This is a genomic window from Microbacterium ginsengisoli (genome assembly GCF_000956535.1).
Lineage (GTDB): Bacteria > Actinomycetota > Actinomycetes > Actinomycetales > Microbacteriaceae > Microbacterium > Microbacterium ginsengisoli.
Map to the genome: position 1 here is coordinate 39,147 of NZ_JYIY01000064.1, position 18,653 is coordinate 57,799.

Here is an 18,653-nt window from a genome sequence, read left to right on the forward strand (position 1 = left end):
GGGATGCCGCGGCTCAGCCGCCCGCGCTGGGCGGGTTGCAGTCGACGCGGAAGCTGGTGGAGTAGCCGTTCACGTTCCACCCGGTCGCCGACCAGTCGACGGCGACCGACAGGGTCGCGTAGTCGGCGCCCGCCGGAACCAGCCAGGGATCGTTCGCGTCCGGGGTGAGCTCGACCGGTCCGAGCAGTCCGTTGCGGTAGTAATGCACGTCGGAGAACGTGAGGGCGGCCCGGCTGTTCGACGAGGCCCCTGTGCGCTGCAGATCGGAGCCGGTCGTGCAGACGGCGCTCCACCGCGCCTGCAGCTGGTACGGCGCGGACCCGGCGGCGGGCGTCACATCGGCCCAATTGCTGGTCGTGCCCCAGTCGTTGTGCACGTACCGCACCCGGATCCCCGGGTCGGAGCCGACGACGTTCGTCGGGTATCCGGAGAACTCCGCGTGGTTGTTCGTCGGCGGCTGCTCGGTCGAGGTCGGCGCGCTCTGGATCGTCCAGAACACCTGGTTCGGCGTGCTGGCGGAGACCTGCGGTGCGGGGGCGACCGTGAAGGTGTAGCCCTGCGGGGCGGCCTGGCTCTGCACGGCGCGCACCTGCTCGGTGTCGCCCGCGTCCCCGAAGGACGTGCCGCCGATCATCGACCGCACGCAGAGCGTGAAGGTGTACACGATCCCGTCGGGCACCGTCGACTCGACCTGATACGTGCCGGACCCGCTCGTGGGAGGTTGTGATGCAGTGCACCCGCCGGTGCCCTGCACGACGCCGAAGCGCAGCTGCGACCCATCGCCGCCGGGCTGGGCCGTGCCGGTGGCGAGGATCGTCGACGTGCCGTTCCCATTCGAGGTGGCCTGCAGCGCCAGGGCGGCGTTCACCGGCGCACCCACGCCGTTCGTGTTCACCGTCGCCGCCGACCCGGCTGTCGACCCCGCGAGCCCGGGCGGGAGCGAGTAGCGCGAGACGGGTGTCACGGTCACCGGGGTCTGGGTGTTCGATCCGACCACGAACCGTGACACCGAGACGCTCGTCTGGTTCGGCGCGATGGTCACGGTGCGCGTCTCGCCGACGGCGCTCTGGATGCGCAGCGAGCCCGTCTGGGCCGCGTCGATCCCGCTCACCTGCAGGTCGACGACTTTGCCCGACCCGTCGGCGGTGACGAGGGGGGTCGCGGTGACCTGACCCGGCGTGGCCGGCGCGTCGTACGCCCAGCCCAGGGTGCGCACGCTCGATCGCGACTCGCCGACGGCGTTGACCGCCCAGACTTCGTAGGTGCGTTGCTCGCCGTTGGGCGCAGAGATGTCGGGGCAGACACCGTTCGGGGCGCACTGGGCGACGACCTGTCCCTGCCAGCGCACGACGAACCCGGTGAGCGCCGGGTACGCCAGCGCGGCGGCACCGGGGTCGACCCGGAGCGTCAAGGTGCCGTCGGCGTAGTCGGTCTGCCGCACGCTCGCGGGAGCCTTGGGGTATCCCTGCAGATCGAGCAGGATCGTGCCGTCGCGCTCGGCGGTCGTGATGCGGCCCTGCGCATCTTGCACGGAGAACGCAGCCGTGCACGTCGCGCCCGGGGCATCCGATGTCCACGAGGCGGTGACGCTCGTGGGCGACGCGACCTGGAAGCTCACCCCGACGCACGCGCCGACCGGACGCGCCGCCACGACGATCAGCGGCGTGCGCGGCAGCGGATTGACCTCGCCGCTCGCGCCGATGACCGCGAACGTGCACGAGGAGCCGTTCGCCTGGGAGCACTGCCGCGCCACGGTGCCGCCCGCGGGCAGCGTCGACGGCGCCGCGCCCACCCTCAGGATCAGACGCGCCGGCTGCACCGAGGTGTAGTTCGTGACGGTGACCACCACGGCGTCCTGGGCACCCGGGAGCGCCCGGTCGTTTCCGGTGACAGTGAGCACCGAGCCCGCGAGCGAGACCTGGAACAGCGACCCGGAGTACTGCACCGCGTAGCGGATGTTCTCCCAGTCGGGGCGCAGCTGCCACGTCGTCATCGTCTTGAGTTCGTACGTCTGGGTCTCCCCCGGGCCGACGGTGATCGAGGCCGGGGACAGTTGCGGCTGCGGGTCGCGCGGGATGACGGTGATGGGCACCGACAGGTAGGTCCACTGGTGCTGGCCGACGACGCGGACCGGCACGCGGCATGCGTCGACCCAGGGGGCGTTCGCGTTCGCGTCGTACCGCAGCACGGTGCCCGAGACCACGGAGCACAGGGCACCCTGCCGCGCCCCGGAGGCCGAGACATCCGGGCCGACCTCGATCGTCGTCCCGCGCGGTGCGCTGACGAGGTCGGTCATGTCGAACTCCGCCGACTCCAGCTCGGTGACCTGCACCGGCCGGATGCTCGGCTGCAGCGACACCGACATGTCGTTGCGCCCCGGTACACGCAGGAACGCGTACGTCGAGACCTGCGTGTCGCCGATCTTCCCCGTGACGACGAACGGGATCAGCTCGGTCGCCTCGGGCACCGCGCCGGAGATCGTGCGTCCGTCGGCGGTGAAGCCCGCGACGGGATGCCACAGCGACACCGTCAGCGACGACACATCGCCCGCCGACCAGCTCGACCTGCCCGTGAGCACGTCGACACCGCCGACGATGTCGTCTCGATTCTCGGGAGTGAGCACGGTGTCGGCGACGATCGGGTAATCCGGCACGGGATCGCGGATGACCTGCACCACGATGAGTCCACGACCGGTGTTGCCGGATCCCGACTTCACGTCGTAGAGGAACGACGTGGTTCCCGGATCGGTGCCGGCCGTGATGACCACGATGCCGTCGGTCGTCGAGGTCACCCGCGCCTTCTCGGCCTCGTACTGCGGGTTGGGAGATCCGTCGTCGAGAGTCGCCGGGAGGTCGGGGCGCACGTCGGTGAGCGTCAGACCCTGCATCGTCGGATCGATGTCGTTGGCGAGGGGACTCACCCGCACACTGTTGGTCTCGCTCGCCTGCACCTGCACGTAGTCGGTGAAGGTGACCGGGCTCGGGTTCGACTGGTCGTCGAGCACCCCGACCCGCACCGTGCCCTTGCCGACCGCGCCGAACTCGTCCGTCACCTCGTAGGTGAAAGACACCTGACCGCGGTAGCCCGACACCGACGTGTAGAGGATCGAGGCGCCGTCGGGCGAGATCGTGGCGACACCGCTCTGCGGCTGCCCGTCGATGCCGGTGAGGGTGACGGTGTCGCCGTCGGGGTCCATGCCGTACCCGTCGAACGGGATCAGCACCGACTGACCGGCGAGCACGCGACCCTCGAGCGTGCGCGGGGTCGGGGCACGGTTCGTGTCGTTCGACAGCACGTGCACGTGCACGGTCGCGGTGGACTGCAGCCTCGGCGAGCCCGATGTGTAGTCGGAGTACTCCACGGTGTAGTCGCCGGGGGTGGCCGGGGCGAGGTAGCGCAGCGTGCTTCCCGAGGCGAAGGCGAGCGCATCCGGCGTCGAGGAGCGCACCGAGGAGGGATCGAGCACCGGCACCCCTCCGGCCGGCGAGATGTCGTTGTCGAGCACGGGGATGTCGATCTGAGTTCCCTCGCGCACGGTGACGGTGTCGTCGACGGCGATGGGGGCGAGTGCGGGCGCCTCGGGGAGCAGGTAGACCGTCGCGGTGCCGGTGACGCGGGAGCCCGCGTCATCGGTGCCGTCACTGACCGCATAGGTCACGGTGCCGAGCAGTCCCGACGCGCCCGTCGCCGTCGTACCCGAGACGCGGATGTAGCTCTGACCCACACCGTCCACGGACAGGCTCGCCCCCGACGCCGCGGTGCCGACGATGTCGTTGATCAGAAGCACCCGGCCGGTCGGGTTCGAGACGGCTTTCAGCACGTCGAGGGTGGCGTCCTGCTGCGGATGCACGAACGCGACGACCGGGGCCGTCGCCAGCTGCGCGGGCGCGTCGGCGGGGAGCAGGGTGATCTTGGCGGTGCCCGTGGCATCCGATTGCCCATCGGAGACCGTGAAGTCGACGCGATAGGTGCCCGCCGCCTGCGCCGAGAAGTCGAAACGGGTCGAGCCGTCCACGATCGTCGCGCTCGCGGCGGCCTGATCGAGCACCCGCACCGAGGTGAGGTGCAGTGAACCCGCCGTACCCGTCACGTGCGGGGCCACGTCGATCTCGGCACCCGCGCCGACGACGTCGACCGACGCGAACGACTGCACGGTGAGCTTCGGCTGGGGCGTCACCCTGATCGTCAGCGTGCGCTCGGCGGTCTTGCCGGTCGTATCCGACACGGTGACGATGAGGTCGATCTGCTGCTCGCCACCCGACCCGTCGTCGGCGTGCTGATAGACGACCTCCCCCGACGGGGATGCCGCGACGGTGCCGACGCCCGACGGGTTCTGCACGCTCAGCAGGAACACCGGGTCGCCCTCGGGGTCGACCCAGCCGGGCAGCACCGGCACCGTCACTGTGCCCCCTCGCGCGACCTCCGGGGTCGGCCACGGCTGCAGGCACTTCTCGACGCCGCACCACACCGGCGCACCGTCCTGGGACGGCGGCACGACGGTCAGCGTCACGGTCGTCGGCTTCGAGAGAAGGCCGTCGGAGGTCGTGCCGTCGCTCACCGCGTACTGGAACGTGGCCGTGCCGCTCGCACCCGGCGCCACCTGCACGGCGAACTGCTGACGGTTGTCGGTGATGCTGAGGGTGCCGAAGCCGGGATCGAGTCCGGTGACGGAGGCCGGATCGATGCTCAGCACGTCCTGGTTGGGGTCGTGGTCGTTCAGGAGGACCGGCAGCGACACGAGAGCGCCCGCTCTCACCCCGAACGTGTCGGGCTCCGCGATCGGCGGCTTCGGGTCGATGACCACCTGCTGCTGCTGATCGCTCTGCGCCTGCGTCGGATCGGTGCGATCATCCAGCGACCAGTCCTGGCTGGATGTCACGAGGGTGCCGTCGGGCACGAGCCACACCCATCCGGAGCGCGTCTCGTTGAGGATGACCGCGTTCGCGCTCTGCACGAACGCCGGGCGCACGTCGTTGGGGAGGCTCAATCCGCCGTAGTCGAGCGTCTTGCGACCGGTCTTCGAGCTCCACAGCACCCCGCCGTCGGCGCCCGTGCCGACCCACGCCGCGAAGACCTCGCCGTCGTGCACGACGGGGGTCGCCGGAACACCGAGGCTCGCGCCTCCTTCGGACCCCTCCTCGACCCGCGGGGACGACCCGTCGACCGGCACGCTCACGAGTGCCGAGGCCGACGCGACGTAGACCGCACCCACGGAGGTGGAGGGTGCCCCGACCACGGCCGTGCCGGTGACCGGGATCTTCTCGGCGGCGCGCCCCTGCACGAGGACGTCGCCGGTGTCGGCGCCCACCAGCACCCACGTGTCCCCCGCGGCCGAGATCAGCGGCGTCGCCGGATCGATCGCGCTCGCGTCGTCCCGGCGCAGCTGCTTCCCCGTGACGATGTCGTAGACGAGCACCTGCTTGTCGCGCTTCGAATAGGCGTACAGCCGGCCGCGGGCATCGACCGCGATCGCATCCGCCGCATACTGGGGCGCGTTGTCGGTGGCGGCGTCCGGGTCGACGAGGCTCGACGATCCTGTGGACAGCCGGCCCGCGAACACGGCGCCCGCGTCGGTCAGGTAGGCCGCGAAGTCGCCGGAGGTGGCGACATCCTTCGTTCCCGACGGTGTCGAGTCGGATGCGCGCAGGGTCTCCTCGTCGAGGTTCACCGGCTGCGCGGGGTCGATCTTCGTGAGCTTCGTGAAGCTGTCCGAGTAGAGGTACGCCCCGTCAGGTCCCTGCGCCACCTCGCTCGGGTTGCTGATCGAGCGCACAGTGTCGAGCTCTCCGATGCTGGTGTTCACCCGCGCGTACCGCCGGCCGTCGCCGGTCTGCAGCGCCCACACCGAGGTGTCGTACTTCGGCGTCTCCTGCGCATCGAGACCGGGCCAGACCACCGCGAGCGCGACGACGAGACCGGCGACCACCACCGCGGAGACGGTGGCGATGATCCCGACGCGCCGCACTCAGATCACTCCGACCACGACGAGCACGACCATCACGACCAGAGCGGCCACCGCCGCGGCCGCGACACCGGCCAGCACCCAGGGCACCCGCGCACCGCCGCGCGTCGGCGCGGAGATGTCGGAGTCCTCATCGCGCGCGAGCCCGCGCACACCGGACTGCTCCCGCTTCTTGCGGCGTGAGTCGTGGACGACGTGCGAGCGCACGCTGCCGCGGAGCGTGGCATCCGTCAGATCGACCGCGGCGACCCCGGGCTCCCACTCACCCTGCGCCACCTCGAGGGGGGTCAGAGCCAGGCCGAGGTCGCGCTGCACCTCGCGCAGCGCCTCGGTGAAGGCCAACGCCGTCGGATACCGTTTCCGTGGATCCCGGCTCATCGCCCGCTGCAGCACCTGCTGCAGCTCGGCGGGCACGTCGGTGCGGGCGATCTCGGTGTAGCTCGCCCGGGCGATGCGTCGGCGCAGCTGGTCCTTCGAGTTCTGCCCGCGTTCACGTCGTTCGAACGGGCTGTGGCCGGCGAGAAGCGAATAGACGGTGGCGCCGAGACTCCACACCTCGCTCGAGATCGTGCCGCTGCTCTGCTCCTCGACGACCTCGGGCGCGCTCCACGGGATCGACATCGCGAGCACCTCCTCGCTCGAGGAGCGGGCGAGCGCCGACGCGATGCCGAAGTCGGCGAGCACCGGTGAGCCGAAGGTCGTCACGAGGATGTTGCTGGGCTTGACGTCGCGGTGGATGAGGCCGGCACGGTGCGCCGACTCGAGGGCGCTCGCCATACGCACACCCGTGGCGAGCACATCGTCGACCGGCAGCCGCTCGAGGCGGTACCGCTGAGCGAGCGACCCCGGGCAGTACTCCATCACGATGTACGGGCGTCCGTCGGCCGAGATGCCGGCCTGGTAGACGGTGACGATCGAGGGGTGCGCCGACAGGTGCGCGAGCACGTCGGCCTCGGCGTTGAACATGCGAAGCAGGTCGGGGTCGCCGACATCGCTCGGTAGCACCTTCACGGCGACCTGTCGGCGCGGCATATCCTGCGCATAGAGGAAGACGTCGGCGAATCCGCCGGATCCGAGAGGTCTCACGTAGGTCAGCCCGGGCAGGACGGGCGGCGCGGAAGGCATTCGCTGCGCCATCATCGAACCCCCGGAACCGTCCTCCGGTCACGCGAAGCGGTGTGGGTGGTGTGGTGCGCCCCGGAGCCCGCTCATGCTAACAAAGCGATAGGTCGCCCCCGGATGCTTGACACGGCGTTGTGGATGGCTCAGACGAGCGGGGTGGTGCCCCCGGCATCCGAATCGGGATCGGCCCAGAACGGGGCGTCGAGGGTGCGGGTGAGCTCCTCGAGCATCAGCGCGATCTGCGGCTCGACGTACTCGGCGACCGCGGCCTGGATGCGGATGCGATGGTGCAGAAGGATGCTGCACACCTCCCGGCCGACCATGTTCGCGTAGTCGTCGGCGAGGCCGACCTCCTGTCGAAGCGCGGCCTTGGCCTCGTCCGAGAGAGGCGGCAGGCTCGGGACATCCCCGTCGGCCTCGGCGGCAAGCCCCGCGATCGTGAACAGGAACGGCATCCCCGGAACGGGGTCGGGGTCCAGCGGCATGCCCTCGAACTCGGGCTCGAGCCCCTCGGTCGGGCGGTAGGTGCGCTCCCGGTTGCGGGCGGCCTGCTGGTCGAGTTCGGCGTTCAGCAGCGGCAGGTTCTTGGCCGTGTAGTCGGCGACCGCGTGATCGACGATTGCCTTGACCCGGGTCGACAGCCCGTGCTGCACGCCGTGCGGCACGTCCGAGCCGAGACCCGCGGCCGACAGCACCGGCGATCCGAAGCAGCGTCGGCACGGTGCGGACCGACCCCGATGCGTCGCCGGCTCCCACCGCGGCAGCCAGCGCAGCCAGGCGTCCACCGCCTGGCTGACCTGTGTCTCGAGCGAACGCTCCACAGGAGAACACGGTAGTGCGCCCGACGCCCACGGTCACGGGGCGCGCGGTGCGGCATCCGATCTGGTCAGCCGCGACGGGGAGTGAACACCCGTACCGACAGCGCGGCGAGCGCCGCCGCGCCCGCCACGACGATTCCGGGCCAGGATGCCGCGGCCCGCCCGACGGCCGACAACGCCACCGCCGGATCGCTCGAGGCGACGAGCACCCCCGCACCGAGAACCACCACGTAGGAGAGGAAGGCCGCCGCGACGGCGGCCGGCACCGCCACGACCGCTCGCCCGGGCGGAAGGATCACGAGCGCCAGGGCGCCCGCTGCCGCCACGACCGCCAACGCTCCCGGCACCGGTCCGACGCCGCCTGCCGACACCACGTCGACATCGGTCAGCAGCGTGCCGAAGCCGAACCCGCAGACCACCAGCGCCACGAACAGCACCGTGGCCATCGCGACCGCGAGGCGCCGCGGCATCCGATCGCTCCGGCGGCGATCAGGCCTGGTGCACGAGCTGGGGACCCGCCTCGAGCGTGCGCTCGTACTCGGCCTGCGCCTCCTCGTTCAGCGCGGTGATGCGACGTCCGCGGGCCGCGACCCACGCCGCGAACCAGATGGTCAGCTCACGACCGGCGATGAATGCGACGACCGAGAGCGGCGTGAGCACGTTGGCCTCGGCGAGCGTGAGGGTCTGGCGTGCCGTCAGCTGCCAGAACGGCGCATCGATGAGCGCACCCAGCACGACACCGGCCCACGCGGCCACGCCGACGAGGATGCCGAAGATCACCCACAGTCCCCAGCGGGCGCGGTTGAGGATCGCCCCGAGGAACCAGAATGCGACGAAGAACGCGGCGATCGGCAGCCAGAACGACCAGCTCGGCAGCAGCGCCAAGGCGGCGGTGCCGACATTGCCGAAGTCGACGGTGCGGTCGACGAAACCGCTGATGAGCGTGGCGACGGCCAGCACCACGCCGAACGCGACAGCCGCGATCAGACCGATGCCACCGGCGGCGGCGCGGTTGCCGCGCGGAAGCGGCGCTTCGGGCGCCTGCACGAAGATCGGGCTCGGCGCGTAGGCGACGGTCGGCGGCTGCTCAGCGAGTGTCGTGGTCTCGGCGGAGTACGCGGCTGCCGGAACATAGGCGGGTTCGGGCGCCGCGGCTGCGGCGGCGACGACCTCGGGACGCTCGTACCACGGGGTCGAGTCCGATGCCGCGGTCTCGGCGACCGGCGCAGGTTCGATGAAGACGGGCTCGGCGGCGGGTTCGACCACGACGGGCTCAGCGGCGACCGGCTCGGCGACGACCGGCTCGACTGTCGCAGGGGTGTCGGCGGCCGACGCCGGGGCGGCCTCGACGACCGGCGCGGCCTCGGGCGCCGTCTCCACGGAGGCGTCGGAGACCGGCTGCTCCGGTGCGGCGTCGGTGTCCTTCGGGGTGGCGTCGCTCATCAGACCTTGCTCCTCACGCGGACGTGCGTCCGCATGGCGAGGGTACCGCCGCACACGCGCGACGCGCCGGAACCACACACCTCCCACGCCACACCGCGACACGATCCGGCGACGGTCCGGGTGTGGCGGGCCGAGAGGCGGATGCCGCGGGTTACCCTCCCAGCATGCCCGCCCGCCGTCTGCCCGCCGTCGCCCTCCTGCTCGCGGCCGGACTCGCCCTGGCGGGCTGCGGCAGCTACACCGCACCTCCGCGCGCCGTCACGCCGTCACCCGAGGGCTCGAGCGCGACACCGACCGCCGGCGCGACGCCGACGCCGGCGGCATCCGCTCTGGTCACCCCGAGTCCCGAGCCGTCCGCCACCCCCATCGCGATCCCCACCGACTGCCGGTCTCTGCTCACCGCCGACGTGCTGACCCAGCTCGGCAAGACGCCCCTCAACGACCCGGCCGTCGGCGGCGGAGTGCAGGCCGACGGATCGCTGGTGTGCAACTGGCGGGACCCGAAATCGGACACCACCGGCATCAGCACCCGCATCTCGAAGCTCTCGCAGAGCGACGCGGCCACCCTGTTCGCCACGCTGCAGGTCGACCAGAAGTTCGACTGCTACCCCGAGAACGGCGGCTCACGCTGCGGCAAGACCTGGAAGGACGCCACCTACCCCGTCATGGACGGGCGCACGGTGTTCTGGAAGGACGGCGTGCTGCTCGACACCCTCTGGTCGAACCTCGCCCCCACCGGGTATACCGCCGCGATCGTCGCGCACCTCTGGGGCTGACCGCCCCCTCCCACCCGCCGGCGGGGATGCCGCGGCATCCGCTCACTTCGGCCAGATCTTCGCCGCGAATGCCTCGGTGTAGCCGAGCGGCCGCCAGTTCGTGAAGGTCGTCGACAGCCACGTCTGCCCCTCGATGACGTCGTCCTCGGTGACCGCCCCGATCGTGCGGGTGCAGCGGGTGCCCTGACCGAACGGCACGCACTGGAATCCGGTGCTCCCCAGTGCCGCGGTCGCCACCTGCTCGGCACCCACGGTCACCGTCGAGATCGACGTCACGATCTTCTCGGTCCCACCCGGGCCCGTGAACGCGCACGAGAGCTGCACCTGCGGCGAGAGTGCGCCCACGAGGTCCTTCGCCGCGCTCGTCGGTGCATCTTTGGCCTCCACCAGCTGCACGCCCCGACGCAGCGCCACCGACTGCCACAGCGCATCGCCCAGATACGGCCCGCATCCCGTCGTCGGCACGGCAGCCTCGGTCGCATCGACCGTCGGCGACGTCGTCGGACGCGACTGGCCGAGCAGCTGCGACACGAACCCCGAGCCGAACGGCAACGCCGGCAGCGCCAACACGAGCAGCGCGAGCACCACGGCCACCGACAGCAGCCCGATGATCCACGCGATGACCTCGTTGCGTCCACCCACCCGCGCCATCCGCACCTCCCGCCCCCACGGTACGGACCCCGCGGCCGACACGCCGGAAACGGCGCGCGGCGGATGCACCCGGAAACGCCGAAGCGCCCCGGCACGAGCCGGGGCGCTTCGGTCGAGACGGATGCCGCGGCATCCGCTCACTCTCAGTTGTAGGTACCGGGAGCGATGTCGTCCGTCGAGAAGCTGTCGTAGTCGACGTAGGTGAAGTCGGCGTCGCTGTACGCGCCGTCCGACGCGAAGATGCGGTTGGGGTACCGCTCGCTCTTCGCCTCCTCCGTGGCCTCCACCGTGACGTTCCGGTACTTCGACAGACCGGTTCCCGCGGGGATGAGCTTTCCGATGATGACGTTCTCCTTGAGACCGACCAGCGGGTCGCGCTTGCCCTCCATGGCGGCCTGCGTGAGCACGCGGGTCGTCTCCTGGAACGACGCGGCCGACAGCCACGACTCCGTCGCGAGCGACGCCTTCGTGATACCCATCAGCTCAGGACGGCCCGACGCGGGACGCTTGCCCTCCGACACCGACTCGCGGTTGATGTCGATGAAGCGACGCGAGTCGACGAGCTCACCCGGCAGGAGTCCGGTGTCGCCGTGGTCGACCACGGTGACCTTGCGGAGCATCTGACGCACGATGACCTCGATGTGCTTGTCGTGGATCGGCACACCCTGCGAGCGGTACACGCCCTGCACGCCGCCGACGAGGTACTTCTGCACCTCGCGGGCGCCCTGCACGCGCATGATCTCCTTCGGGTCGAGCGTGCCGACCTGCAGCGGCTGACCGACGGTCACGTGCTGGCCGTCCTCGACCAGGAGCGTCGCGCGCTTGAGCACCGGGTAGACATGCGGCTCGTCGCCGCTGTCGGGCGTCAGGATGACCTTCTTCTGCTTCTCGGTCTCCTCGATCGTGATGCGACCGTCGGACTCGGCGATCGGGGACGCGCCCTTGGGGGTACGGGCCTCGAACAGCTCCTGGACACGCGGCAGACCCTGCGTGATGTCCTCGGCCGATGCCGAACCACCGGTGTGGAACGTACGCATCGTCAGCTGGGTGCCGGGCTCACCGATCGACTGGGCCGCGATGATGCCGACGGCCTCTCCGATGTCGACGACCTTGCCGGTCGCGAGCGAACGGCCGTAGCACTTCGCGCAGACACCGACGGCCGAGTCGCAGGTGAGCACCGAGCGCACCTTGATGGCGGTGACGCCCGCCTCGACCAGGCTGTTGATGAGCACGTCGCCCACGTCGGAGCCGGCCGGGGCCAGCACCTCACCCGACTCCGAGACCGCGTCGGCGGCCAGAGTGCGGGCGAACACCGAGTTCTCGACGTTCGGGTCCTTGATGAGGACGCCGTCGGCGCCGACCGAGGCGATCGGCAGCTCGAGACCCTTGGTCGTGCCGCAGTCCTCCTCGCGGATGATGACGTCCTGCGAGACATCCACCAGACGACGGGTCAGGTAACCCGAGTCGGCGGTACGCAGAGCGGTGTCGGCCAGACCCTTACGGGCACCGTGCGTCGCGATGAAGTACTCCGCCACCGACAGACCCTCGCGGTACGAGGAGATGATCGGACGGGCGATGATCTCACCCTTCGGGTTGTTCACCAGACCACGCATACCCGCGATGTTGCGGATCTGCAGCCAGTTACCACGAGCACCCGAGGACACCATGCGGTTGATGGTGTTCTCGTCGGGGAAGTTGGCGCGCATCGCCTTCTGCACCTCGTCGGTGGCCTCGGTCCAGATCTTGATGAGCTCGGCGCGGCGCTCCGCGTCGGTCGTCAGACCCTTGTCGTACTGACCCTGCACCTTCGCGGCCTGCTTCTCGTAGCCGGCGATGATCTCGGCCTTGTTCGGCGGGGTGAGAACGTCGCTCAGCGCCACCGTGACGCCCGAACGGGTCGCCCAGTAGAAGCCGGCGTCCTTGATGCGGTCGAGCGAAGCGGCCACCTCGACGCGCGGGTACTCCTCGGCCAGCTTGTTGACGATCTGCGACAGCTTGCCCTTGTCGGCCTGCTCGCGAACGAACGGGAAGCCCTTGGGGAGGGTGTCGTTGAAGATCGCCTGGCCGAGCGAGGCATCCAGCAGACCGTGGCGCTCGTAGCCCTCGGGCGCCTGGCCCTCGAGGAACGTCAGCCCCGGAACGCGGATGCGCACCTTCGCCTGGATGTCGAGCGTGCCCTCGTCCTTCGCGAGGATCGCCTCGCCGACCGAGCCGAACACGCGACCCTCACCGGCGGCGCCCTCCTTGACCGTGGTCAGGTGGTGCAGGCCGATGATCATGTCCTGCGAGGGCAGGGTCACCGGGCGGCCGTCCGACGGCTTGAGGATGTTGTTCGAGGCGAGCATCAGGATGCGGGCCTCGGCCTGGGCCTCGACCGACAGCGGCAGGTGCACGGCCATCTGGTCACCGTCGAAGTCCGCGTTGAAGGCGGCGCACACGAGCGGGTGGAGCTGGATGGCCTTGCCCTCGACGAGCTGCGGCTCGAACGCCTGGATGCCCAGACGGTGGAGCGTGGGGGCACGGTTCAGCAGCACCGGGCGCTCGCGGATGATCTCCTCGAGCACGTCCCAGACCTCGGGACGCGTGCGCTCGACGGCGCGCTTGGCGGCCTTGATGTTCTGCGAGTGCTGCAGCTCGATGAGGCGCTTGATCACGAACGGCTTGAACAGCTCGAGCGCCATCTGCTTGGGCAGACCGCACTGGTGGAGCTTGAGCTGCGGGCCCACGATGATGACCGAACGGCCCGAGTAGTCCACGCGCTTGCCGAGCAGGTTCTGACGGAAGCGGCCCTGCTTGCCCTTGAGCATGTCGGACAGCGACTTCAGCGCACGGTTGCCCGTGCCCGTGACGGGACGACCACGACGACCGTTGTCGAACAGCGCGTCGACGGCCTCCTGCAGCATCCGCTTCTCGTTGTTCACGATGATCGTGGGCGCACCCAGGTCGATCAGGCGACGGAGACGGTTGTTGCGGTTGATCACGCGACGGTAGAGGTCGTTGAGATCGGATGTCGCGAAGCGGCCACCGTCGAGCTGCACCATCGGACGCAGCTCCGGCGGGATCACCGGCACGACGTCGAGCACCATGGCGGCCGGGCTCATGCCCGTCGACAGGAACGAGTTGACGACCTTCAGGCGCTTGATCGCGCGGATCTTGCGCTGGCCCTTGCCCTCGGCGATCTGCAGGTGCAGGTTGTCGGCCTCGGTCTGCAGGTCAAACTCCTCGAGGCGACGCTTGATCGCCTCGGCGCCCATGTGCGCCTCGAAGTACTGGCCGAAGCGGTCGTAGAGCTCGTTGAAGACCTCGTCCTCGCTCTTGAGCTGGCCGACGGCGAGCGTGCGGAACTCCTCCCACACGCGCTCGAGCTTGGCGATCTGCTCGTCCGCGTTCTTGCGGATCGTCGCCATGTCCTTCTCGGCGGCGTCCTTGACCTTCTTCTTCTGGTCGGCCTTCGCACCCTCGGCCTCGAGCGCGGCGAGCTCCTCCTCCAGCTTCGCGAGACGGGTCGCGATGCGGGAGTCACGACGATCGGCGATCGTCTTCAGCTCGTTGCGGATGTGGCCCTCGTGCGTGGGCAGGTCACGGTGACGAGCGTCGTCGTCGACCGAGATGACCATGTACGCGGCGAAGTAGATGACCTTCTCGAGGTCCTTCGGCGCCATGTCGAGCAGGTGCCCGAGACGCGAGGGAACGCCCTTGAAGTACCAGATGTGCGTGACCGGGGCGGCCAGCTCGATGTGGCCCATGCGCTCACGGCGCACGGAGCTCTTGGTGACCTCCACGCCGCAGCGCTCGCAGACGATGCCCTTGAAGCGCACGCGCTTGTACTTGCCGCAGGCGCACTCCCAGTCGCGGGAGGGGCCGAAGATCTGCTCGCCGAAGAGCCCGTCCTTCTCGGGCTTCAGCGTGCGGTAGTTGATGGTCTCGGGCTTCTTGACCTCACCGAAGGACCAACGACGGATGTCGTCGGCGGTGGCCAGGCCGATGCGAAGCTCATCGAAAGTTGTTGCGTCGAGCACGAATTCTCCTGTGTCGAAATTCAGTTCTTGCCTGGCCGGGTTCAGATCTCGTCGATCGACGAGGTCTCGAACCGGGTGGAGATGTTGATGCCGAGCTCCTCCGCTGCGCGGAAGGCGTCGTCATCCGTGTCGCGGAGGTTCACCGCCGTGCCGTCCGCCGAGAGCACCTCGACGTTCAGGCAGAGCGACTGCATCTCCTTCATGAGCACCTTGAACGACTCCGGGATGCCGGGCTCCTGGATGTTCTCGCCCTTGACGATCGCCTCGTAGACCTTCACGCGGCCGAGGATGTCGTCGGACTTGATGGTCAGGAGCTCCTGCAGCGCGTACGCGGCGCCGTAGGCCTCGAGGGCCCACACCTCCATCTCACCGAAGCGCTGGCCACCGAACTGCGCCTTACCACCCAGCGGCTGCTGCGTGATCATCGAGTAGGGGCCGGTCGAGCGGGCGTGGATCTTGTCGTCGACCAGGTGGTGCAGCTTCAGGATGTACATGTAGCCGACCGAGATGGGCGCCGGGAACGGCTCGCCGGAGCGGCCGTCGAACAGCGTGGTCTTGCCCGAGCGGTCGATGAGGCGGTCGCCGTCGCGCGTCGGGTTCGTCGAGTCGAGCAGACCCGCGATCTCCTCCTCGAACGCACCGTCGAACACGGGGGTCGCGACCTTCGTGTTCGGCGCGGCCTCGAACGCGGCCTTCGGCAGCTGGGCGGCCCACTCCGGGGTGCCCTCGACCTTCCAGCCCTGCTTCGCGATCCACCCGAGGTGGGTCTCGAGCACCTGGCCGAAGTTCATGCGGCCGGGGATGCCGAGCGGGTTCAGGATCACGTCGACCGGGGTGCCGTCGCGGAGGAACGGCATGTCCTCGACCGGGAGGATCTTGGCGATGACGCCCTTGTTGCCGTGGCGGCCCGCGAGCTTGTCGCCCTCGGTGATCTTGCGCTTCTGGGCGATGTAGACGACGACGCGGCGGTTGACGCCCGAGCCGAGCTCGTCGTCGCCCTCCTCGGCGTTGAACTCCTTGACCGCGATGATCGTGCCCTGCTCACCGTGAGGAACCTTGAGCGAGGTGTCGCGCACCTCACGGCTCTTCTCGTTGAAGATGGCGCGCAGCAGGCGCTCCTCGGCGCTCAGCTCGGTCTCGCCCTTCGGCGTGACCTTGCCGACGAGGATGTCGCCGGGACGCACCTCGGCGCCGATGCGGATGATGCCGCGCTCGTCGAGGTCCTTCAGCAGGTCGGGGCTGACGTTGGGGAGGTCACGGGTGATCTCCTCCTTGCCGAGCTTCGTGTCGCGGGCGTCGACCTCGTACTCCTCGATGTGGATCGAGGAGAGGGTGTCGTCCTTCACAAGGTCCTGGCTGAGGATGATGGCGTCCTCGAAGTTGTGGCCCTCCCACGTCATGAACGCGACCAGCAGGTTCTTGCCGAGAGCGAGCTCGCCGTTCTCGGTGGCGGGGCCGTCAGCGATCACCTCGCCGGCCTCGATGCGCTCGCCGGCCGAGACGACCACGCGCTGGTTGTACGACGTGCCCTGGTTCGAGCGGTCGAACTTGCGCAGGAAGTAGTCCTGCGTGCCGCCCTCGTCGAGCTGGATGGTGACGACGTCGGCCGACACCTCGAGCACGACACCCGACTTCTGCGCGGTGACCACGTCACCGGCGTCGATGGCCGCGAAGCCCTCCATGCCGGTGCCGACCACGGGCGACTCGCTGCGCACGAGCGGCACGGCCTGGCGCTGCATGTTCGCACCCATGAGGGCGCGGTTGGCGTCGTCGTGCTCGAGGAACGGGATGAGCGAGGTCGCGACCGACACCATCTGGCGGGGCGAGACATCCATGTAACCGATCTCGTCGGCCGGGAACAGGTCGACCTCGCCGCCGTCGCCACGACGGGCGAGGACGCGGTCCTGCGAGAACGTGCCGTCGGCGTTCAGCGGGGTGCTGGCCGGGGCGACACGGAACTCGTTCTCCTCGCTGGCGGTGAGGTAGTCGATCTGCTCGGTGACGCGACCCGCGACGACCTTGCGGTACGGGGTCTCGATGAAGCCGAACGCGTTGATGCGGCCGAAGGTCGCCATACGGCCGATCAGACCGATGTTCGGGCCTTCCGGCGTCTCGATCGGGCACATGCGGCCGTAGTGCGAGGGGTGCACGTCGCGCACCTCGACGCCTGCGCGCTCACGCGACAGACCGCCAGGGCCGAGCGCCGACAGCGTGCGCTTGTGGGTCAGACCCGCGAGCGGGTTGTTCTGATCCATGAACTGCGACAGCTGCGACGTTCCGAAGAACTCCTTGATCGCGGCGACGACGGGGCGCACGTTGATCAGGGTCTGCGGGGTGATGGCCTCGATGTCCTGCGTGGTCATGCGCTCGCGGACGACACGCTCCATGCGGGACAGACCCGTGCGGACCTGGTTCTGGATCAGCTCGCCGACCGCGCGGATGCGACGGTTGCCGAAGTTGTCGATGTCGTCGACGTCGATGCGGATGTCGGCCGGCTTACCGGCGCGCACACCCTCGAAGGTCTTGTCGCCGCGGTGCAGTGCAACGAGGTACTTGATGGTCGCGACGATGTCGGCGACCGTGAGCACCGAGTCGGTGAGCGGCTTGTCGATGCCGAGCTTCTGGTTCAGCTTGTAGCGGCCGACCTTCGCGAGGTCGTAGCGCTTCGGCGAGAAGTAGAAGTTGTCGAGCAGCGCGCGAGCGGCCTCGGCGGCGACCTGCTCGCCCGGACGCAGCTTGCGGTAGATGTCGCGGAGCGCGTCTTCCTTGGTGAGGATGGTGTCCTTCGAGAGCGTCTCGGCGATCGAGTCGAAGCCGGCGAACTCGGTCAGGATGTCCTCGCTCGTGAGGCCCAGGGCCTTGAGGAAGACGGTAACCGACTGCTTGCGCTTGCGGTCGATGCGCACACCCACCTGGTCGCGCTTGTCGATCTCGAACTCGAGCCAGGCGCCGCGGCTGGGGATGACGCGCGCGGACACGATGTCCTTGTCGCTGGTCTTGTCGGCGACCTTGTCGAAGTAGACGCCCGGCGAGCGGACGAGCTGCGAGACGACGACGCGCTCGGTGCCGTTGATGATGAACGTGCCCTTGTCGGTCTGGAGCGGGAAGTCGCCCATGAAGACCGTCTGCGTCTTGATCTCGCCGGTCTGGTGGTTCATGAACTCGGCCTCGACGTAGAGCGGGGCGGCGTAGGTCTTGCCGCGCTCCTTGCACTCCTCGATGGAGTACTTCTCGGGCTCGAGGTACGGGTTGGTGAAGCTCAGCTGCATCGTCTCGCTGAGGTCTTCGATCGGCGAGATCTCCTCGAAGATTTCGTCGAGGCCGCTGCGCTCGGGCACATCGGTGCGACCGGCGGCCTTGGCCTCGGCGACCCGCGCCTTCCAGGTGGTGTTGCCGACGAGCCAGTCGAAAGACTCGGTCTGCAGCGCCAGCAGGTCGGGGACCGTCAGCGTGTCGTTGATCTTCGCGAACGAGAGGCGCGAAGCCGCGCGTCCGTTCTTGGGGGTGGTGGGGGCGGATGCGTTGGGCGCGGCAGCCAAGGGGTAACCTCCAGAGGCCCGATACGGGGCTCATCGTCCTTGTCGTCAGGTGGAGTGCTCTCTCCCCCGGTCTCGCACCGCACGCCGCTATCTGCGGGGGCACGAGCGCAGCAGCCGACCACCATATGAAGGCAGGGGGAGACAGAGCGCAACTACTGACTATACGTCGTTCTGGGCGACATGTCCAGCACGATTCTTGACGAGTTTCGGTTGCTGCGGTATAACCGCGCGTCGCCCCTCCGCGCGCCTCCCCCTCCCCGCCCGTCCTCCGCGCACCCTCGCACCTCACTCAATGCCGCGCGCCCTCGCAGCCCGCCCCATGC

General features: G+C 69.4%; 9 protein-coding genes. 1 reads left to right on the top strand and 8 read right to left on the bottom strand.

Features of this window, described 5'->3' with window-relative positions; genetic code table 11:
• Positions 1-13: 13 nt before the first annotated feature.
• The 5 genes from RR49_RS04215 to RR49_RS04235 all read right to left on the bottom strand — a co-directional run bounded on the left by RR49_RS04215 (position 14) and on the right by RR49_RS04235 (position 9,345).
• Positions 14-5,965 (bottom strand): Ig-like domain-containing protein, encoded by a 5,952-nt coding sequence (locus RR49_RS04215; RefSeq protein ID WP_045246819.1) that lies wholly within the window; start codon positions 5,963-5,965, stop codon positions 14-16.
• Entirely contained in the window at positions 5,966-7,099 is a 1,134-nt protein-coding gene (locus tag RR49_RS04220) for a serine/threonine-protein kinase (RefSeq protein WP_045246820.1), read from the bottom strand.
• Between the two features lie 128 nt (positions 7,100-7,227).
• On the bottom strand, positions 7,228-7,905 hold the full coding sequence (locus tag RR49_RS04225; protein ID WP_045246821.1) for a hypothetical protein: 678 nt from the start codon (positions 7,903-7,905) through the stop codon (positions 7,228-7,230).
• A gap of 65 nt (positions 7,906-7,970) precedes the next feature.
• Positions 7,971-8,372: a DUF6121 family protein gene (locus tag RR49_RS15095; RefSeq protein ID WP_048809284.1), complete on the bottom strand. Its 402-nt coding sequence runs from the start codon at positions 8,370-8,372 to the stop codon at positions 7,971-7,973.
• 19 nt (positions 8,373-8,391) lie between these two features.
• Positions 8,392-9,345 carry a hypothetical protein gene (locus RR49_RS04235; protein ID WP_045246822.1) on the bottom strand — a complete coding sequence of 318 codons (954 nt, stop codon included), beginning with the start codon at positions 9,343-9,345 and terminating at the stop codon, positions 8,392-8,394.
• Positions 9,346-9,509: 164 nt separating this feature from the next.
• On the opposite strand from RR49_RS04235, the gene RR49_RS04240 reads away from it, so the two are divergent.
• Positions 9,510-10,121: a hypothetical protein gene (locus RR49_RS04240; RefSeq protein WP_048809285.1), complete on the top strand. Its 612-nt coding sequence runs from the start codon at positions 9,510-9,512 to the stop codon at positions 10,119-10,121.
• Between the two features lie 42 nt (positions 10,122-10,163).
• On the opposite strand, the gene RR49_RS04245 is transcribed toward RR49_RS04240, so the two are convergent.
• The 3 genes from RR49_RS04245 to rpoB all read right to left on the bottom strand — a co-directional run bounded on the left by RR49_RS04245 (position 10,164) and on the right by rpoB (position 18,330).
• Positions 10,164-10,763: a hypothetical protein gene (locus tag RR49_RS04245; RefSeq protein ID WP_045246823.1), complete on the bottom strand. Its 600-nt coding sequence runs from the start codon at positions 10,761-10,763 to the stop codon at positions 10,164-10,166.
• Between the two features lie 152 nt (positions 10,764-10,915).
• Positions 10,916-14,791: a DNA-directed RNA polymerase subunit beta' gene (gene rpoC / locus RR49_RS04250; RefSeq protein ID WP_045246824.1), complete on the bottom strand. Its 3,876-nt coding sequence runs from the start codon at positions 14,789-14,791 to the stop codon at positions 10,916-10,918.
• A 41-nt stretch (positions 14,792-14,832) separates the two neighbouring features.
• Positions 14,833-18,330 carry a DNA-directed RNA polymerase subunit beta gene (gene rpoB / locus RR49_RS04255; RefSeq protein WP_045246825.1) on the bottom strand — a complete coding sequence of 1,166 codons (3,498 nt, stop codon included), beginning with the start codon at positions 18,328-18,330 and terminating at the stop codon, positions 14,833-14,835.
• Positions 18,331-18,653 lie beyond the last annotated feature (323 nt).

Excerpts from the sequence above, each read along its gene's own strand:
- RR49_RS04220 (WP_045246820.1), bottom strand. The coding sequence starts at position 7,099 with ATGGCGCAGCGAATGCCTTCCGCGCCGCCCGTCCTGCCCGGGCTGACC.
- RR49_RS15095 (WP_048809284.1), bottom strand. The coding sequence starts at position 8,372 with ATGCCGCGGCGCCTCGCGGTCGCGATGGCCACGGTGCTGTTCGTGGCG.
- RR49_RS04235 (WP_045246822.1), bottom strand. The coding sequence starts at position 9,345 with ATGAGCGACGCCACCCCGAAGGACACCGACGCCGCACCGGAGCAGCCG.
- RR49_RS04240 (WP_048809285.1), top strand. The coding sequence starts at position 9,510 with ATGCCCGCCCGCCGTCTGCCCGCCGTCGCCCTCCTGCTCGCGGCCGGA.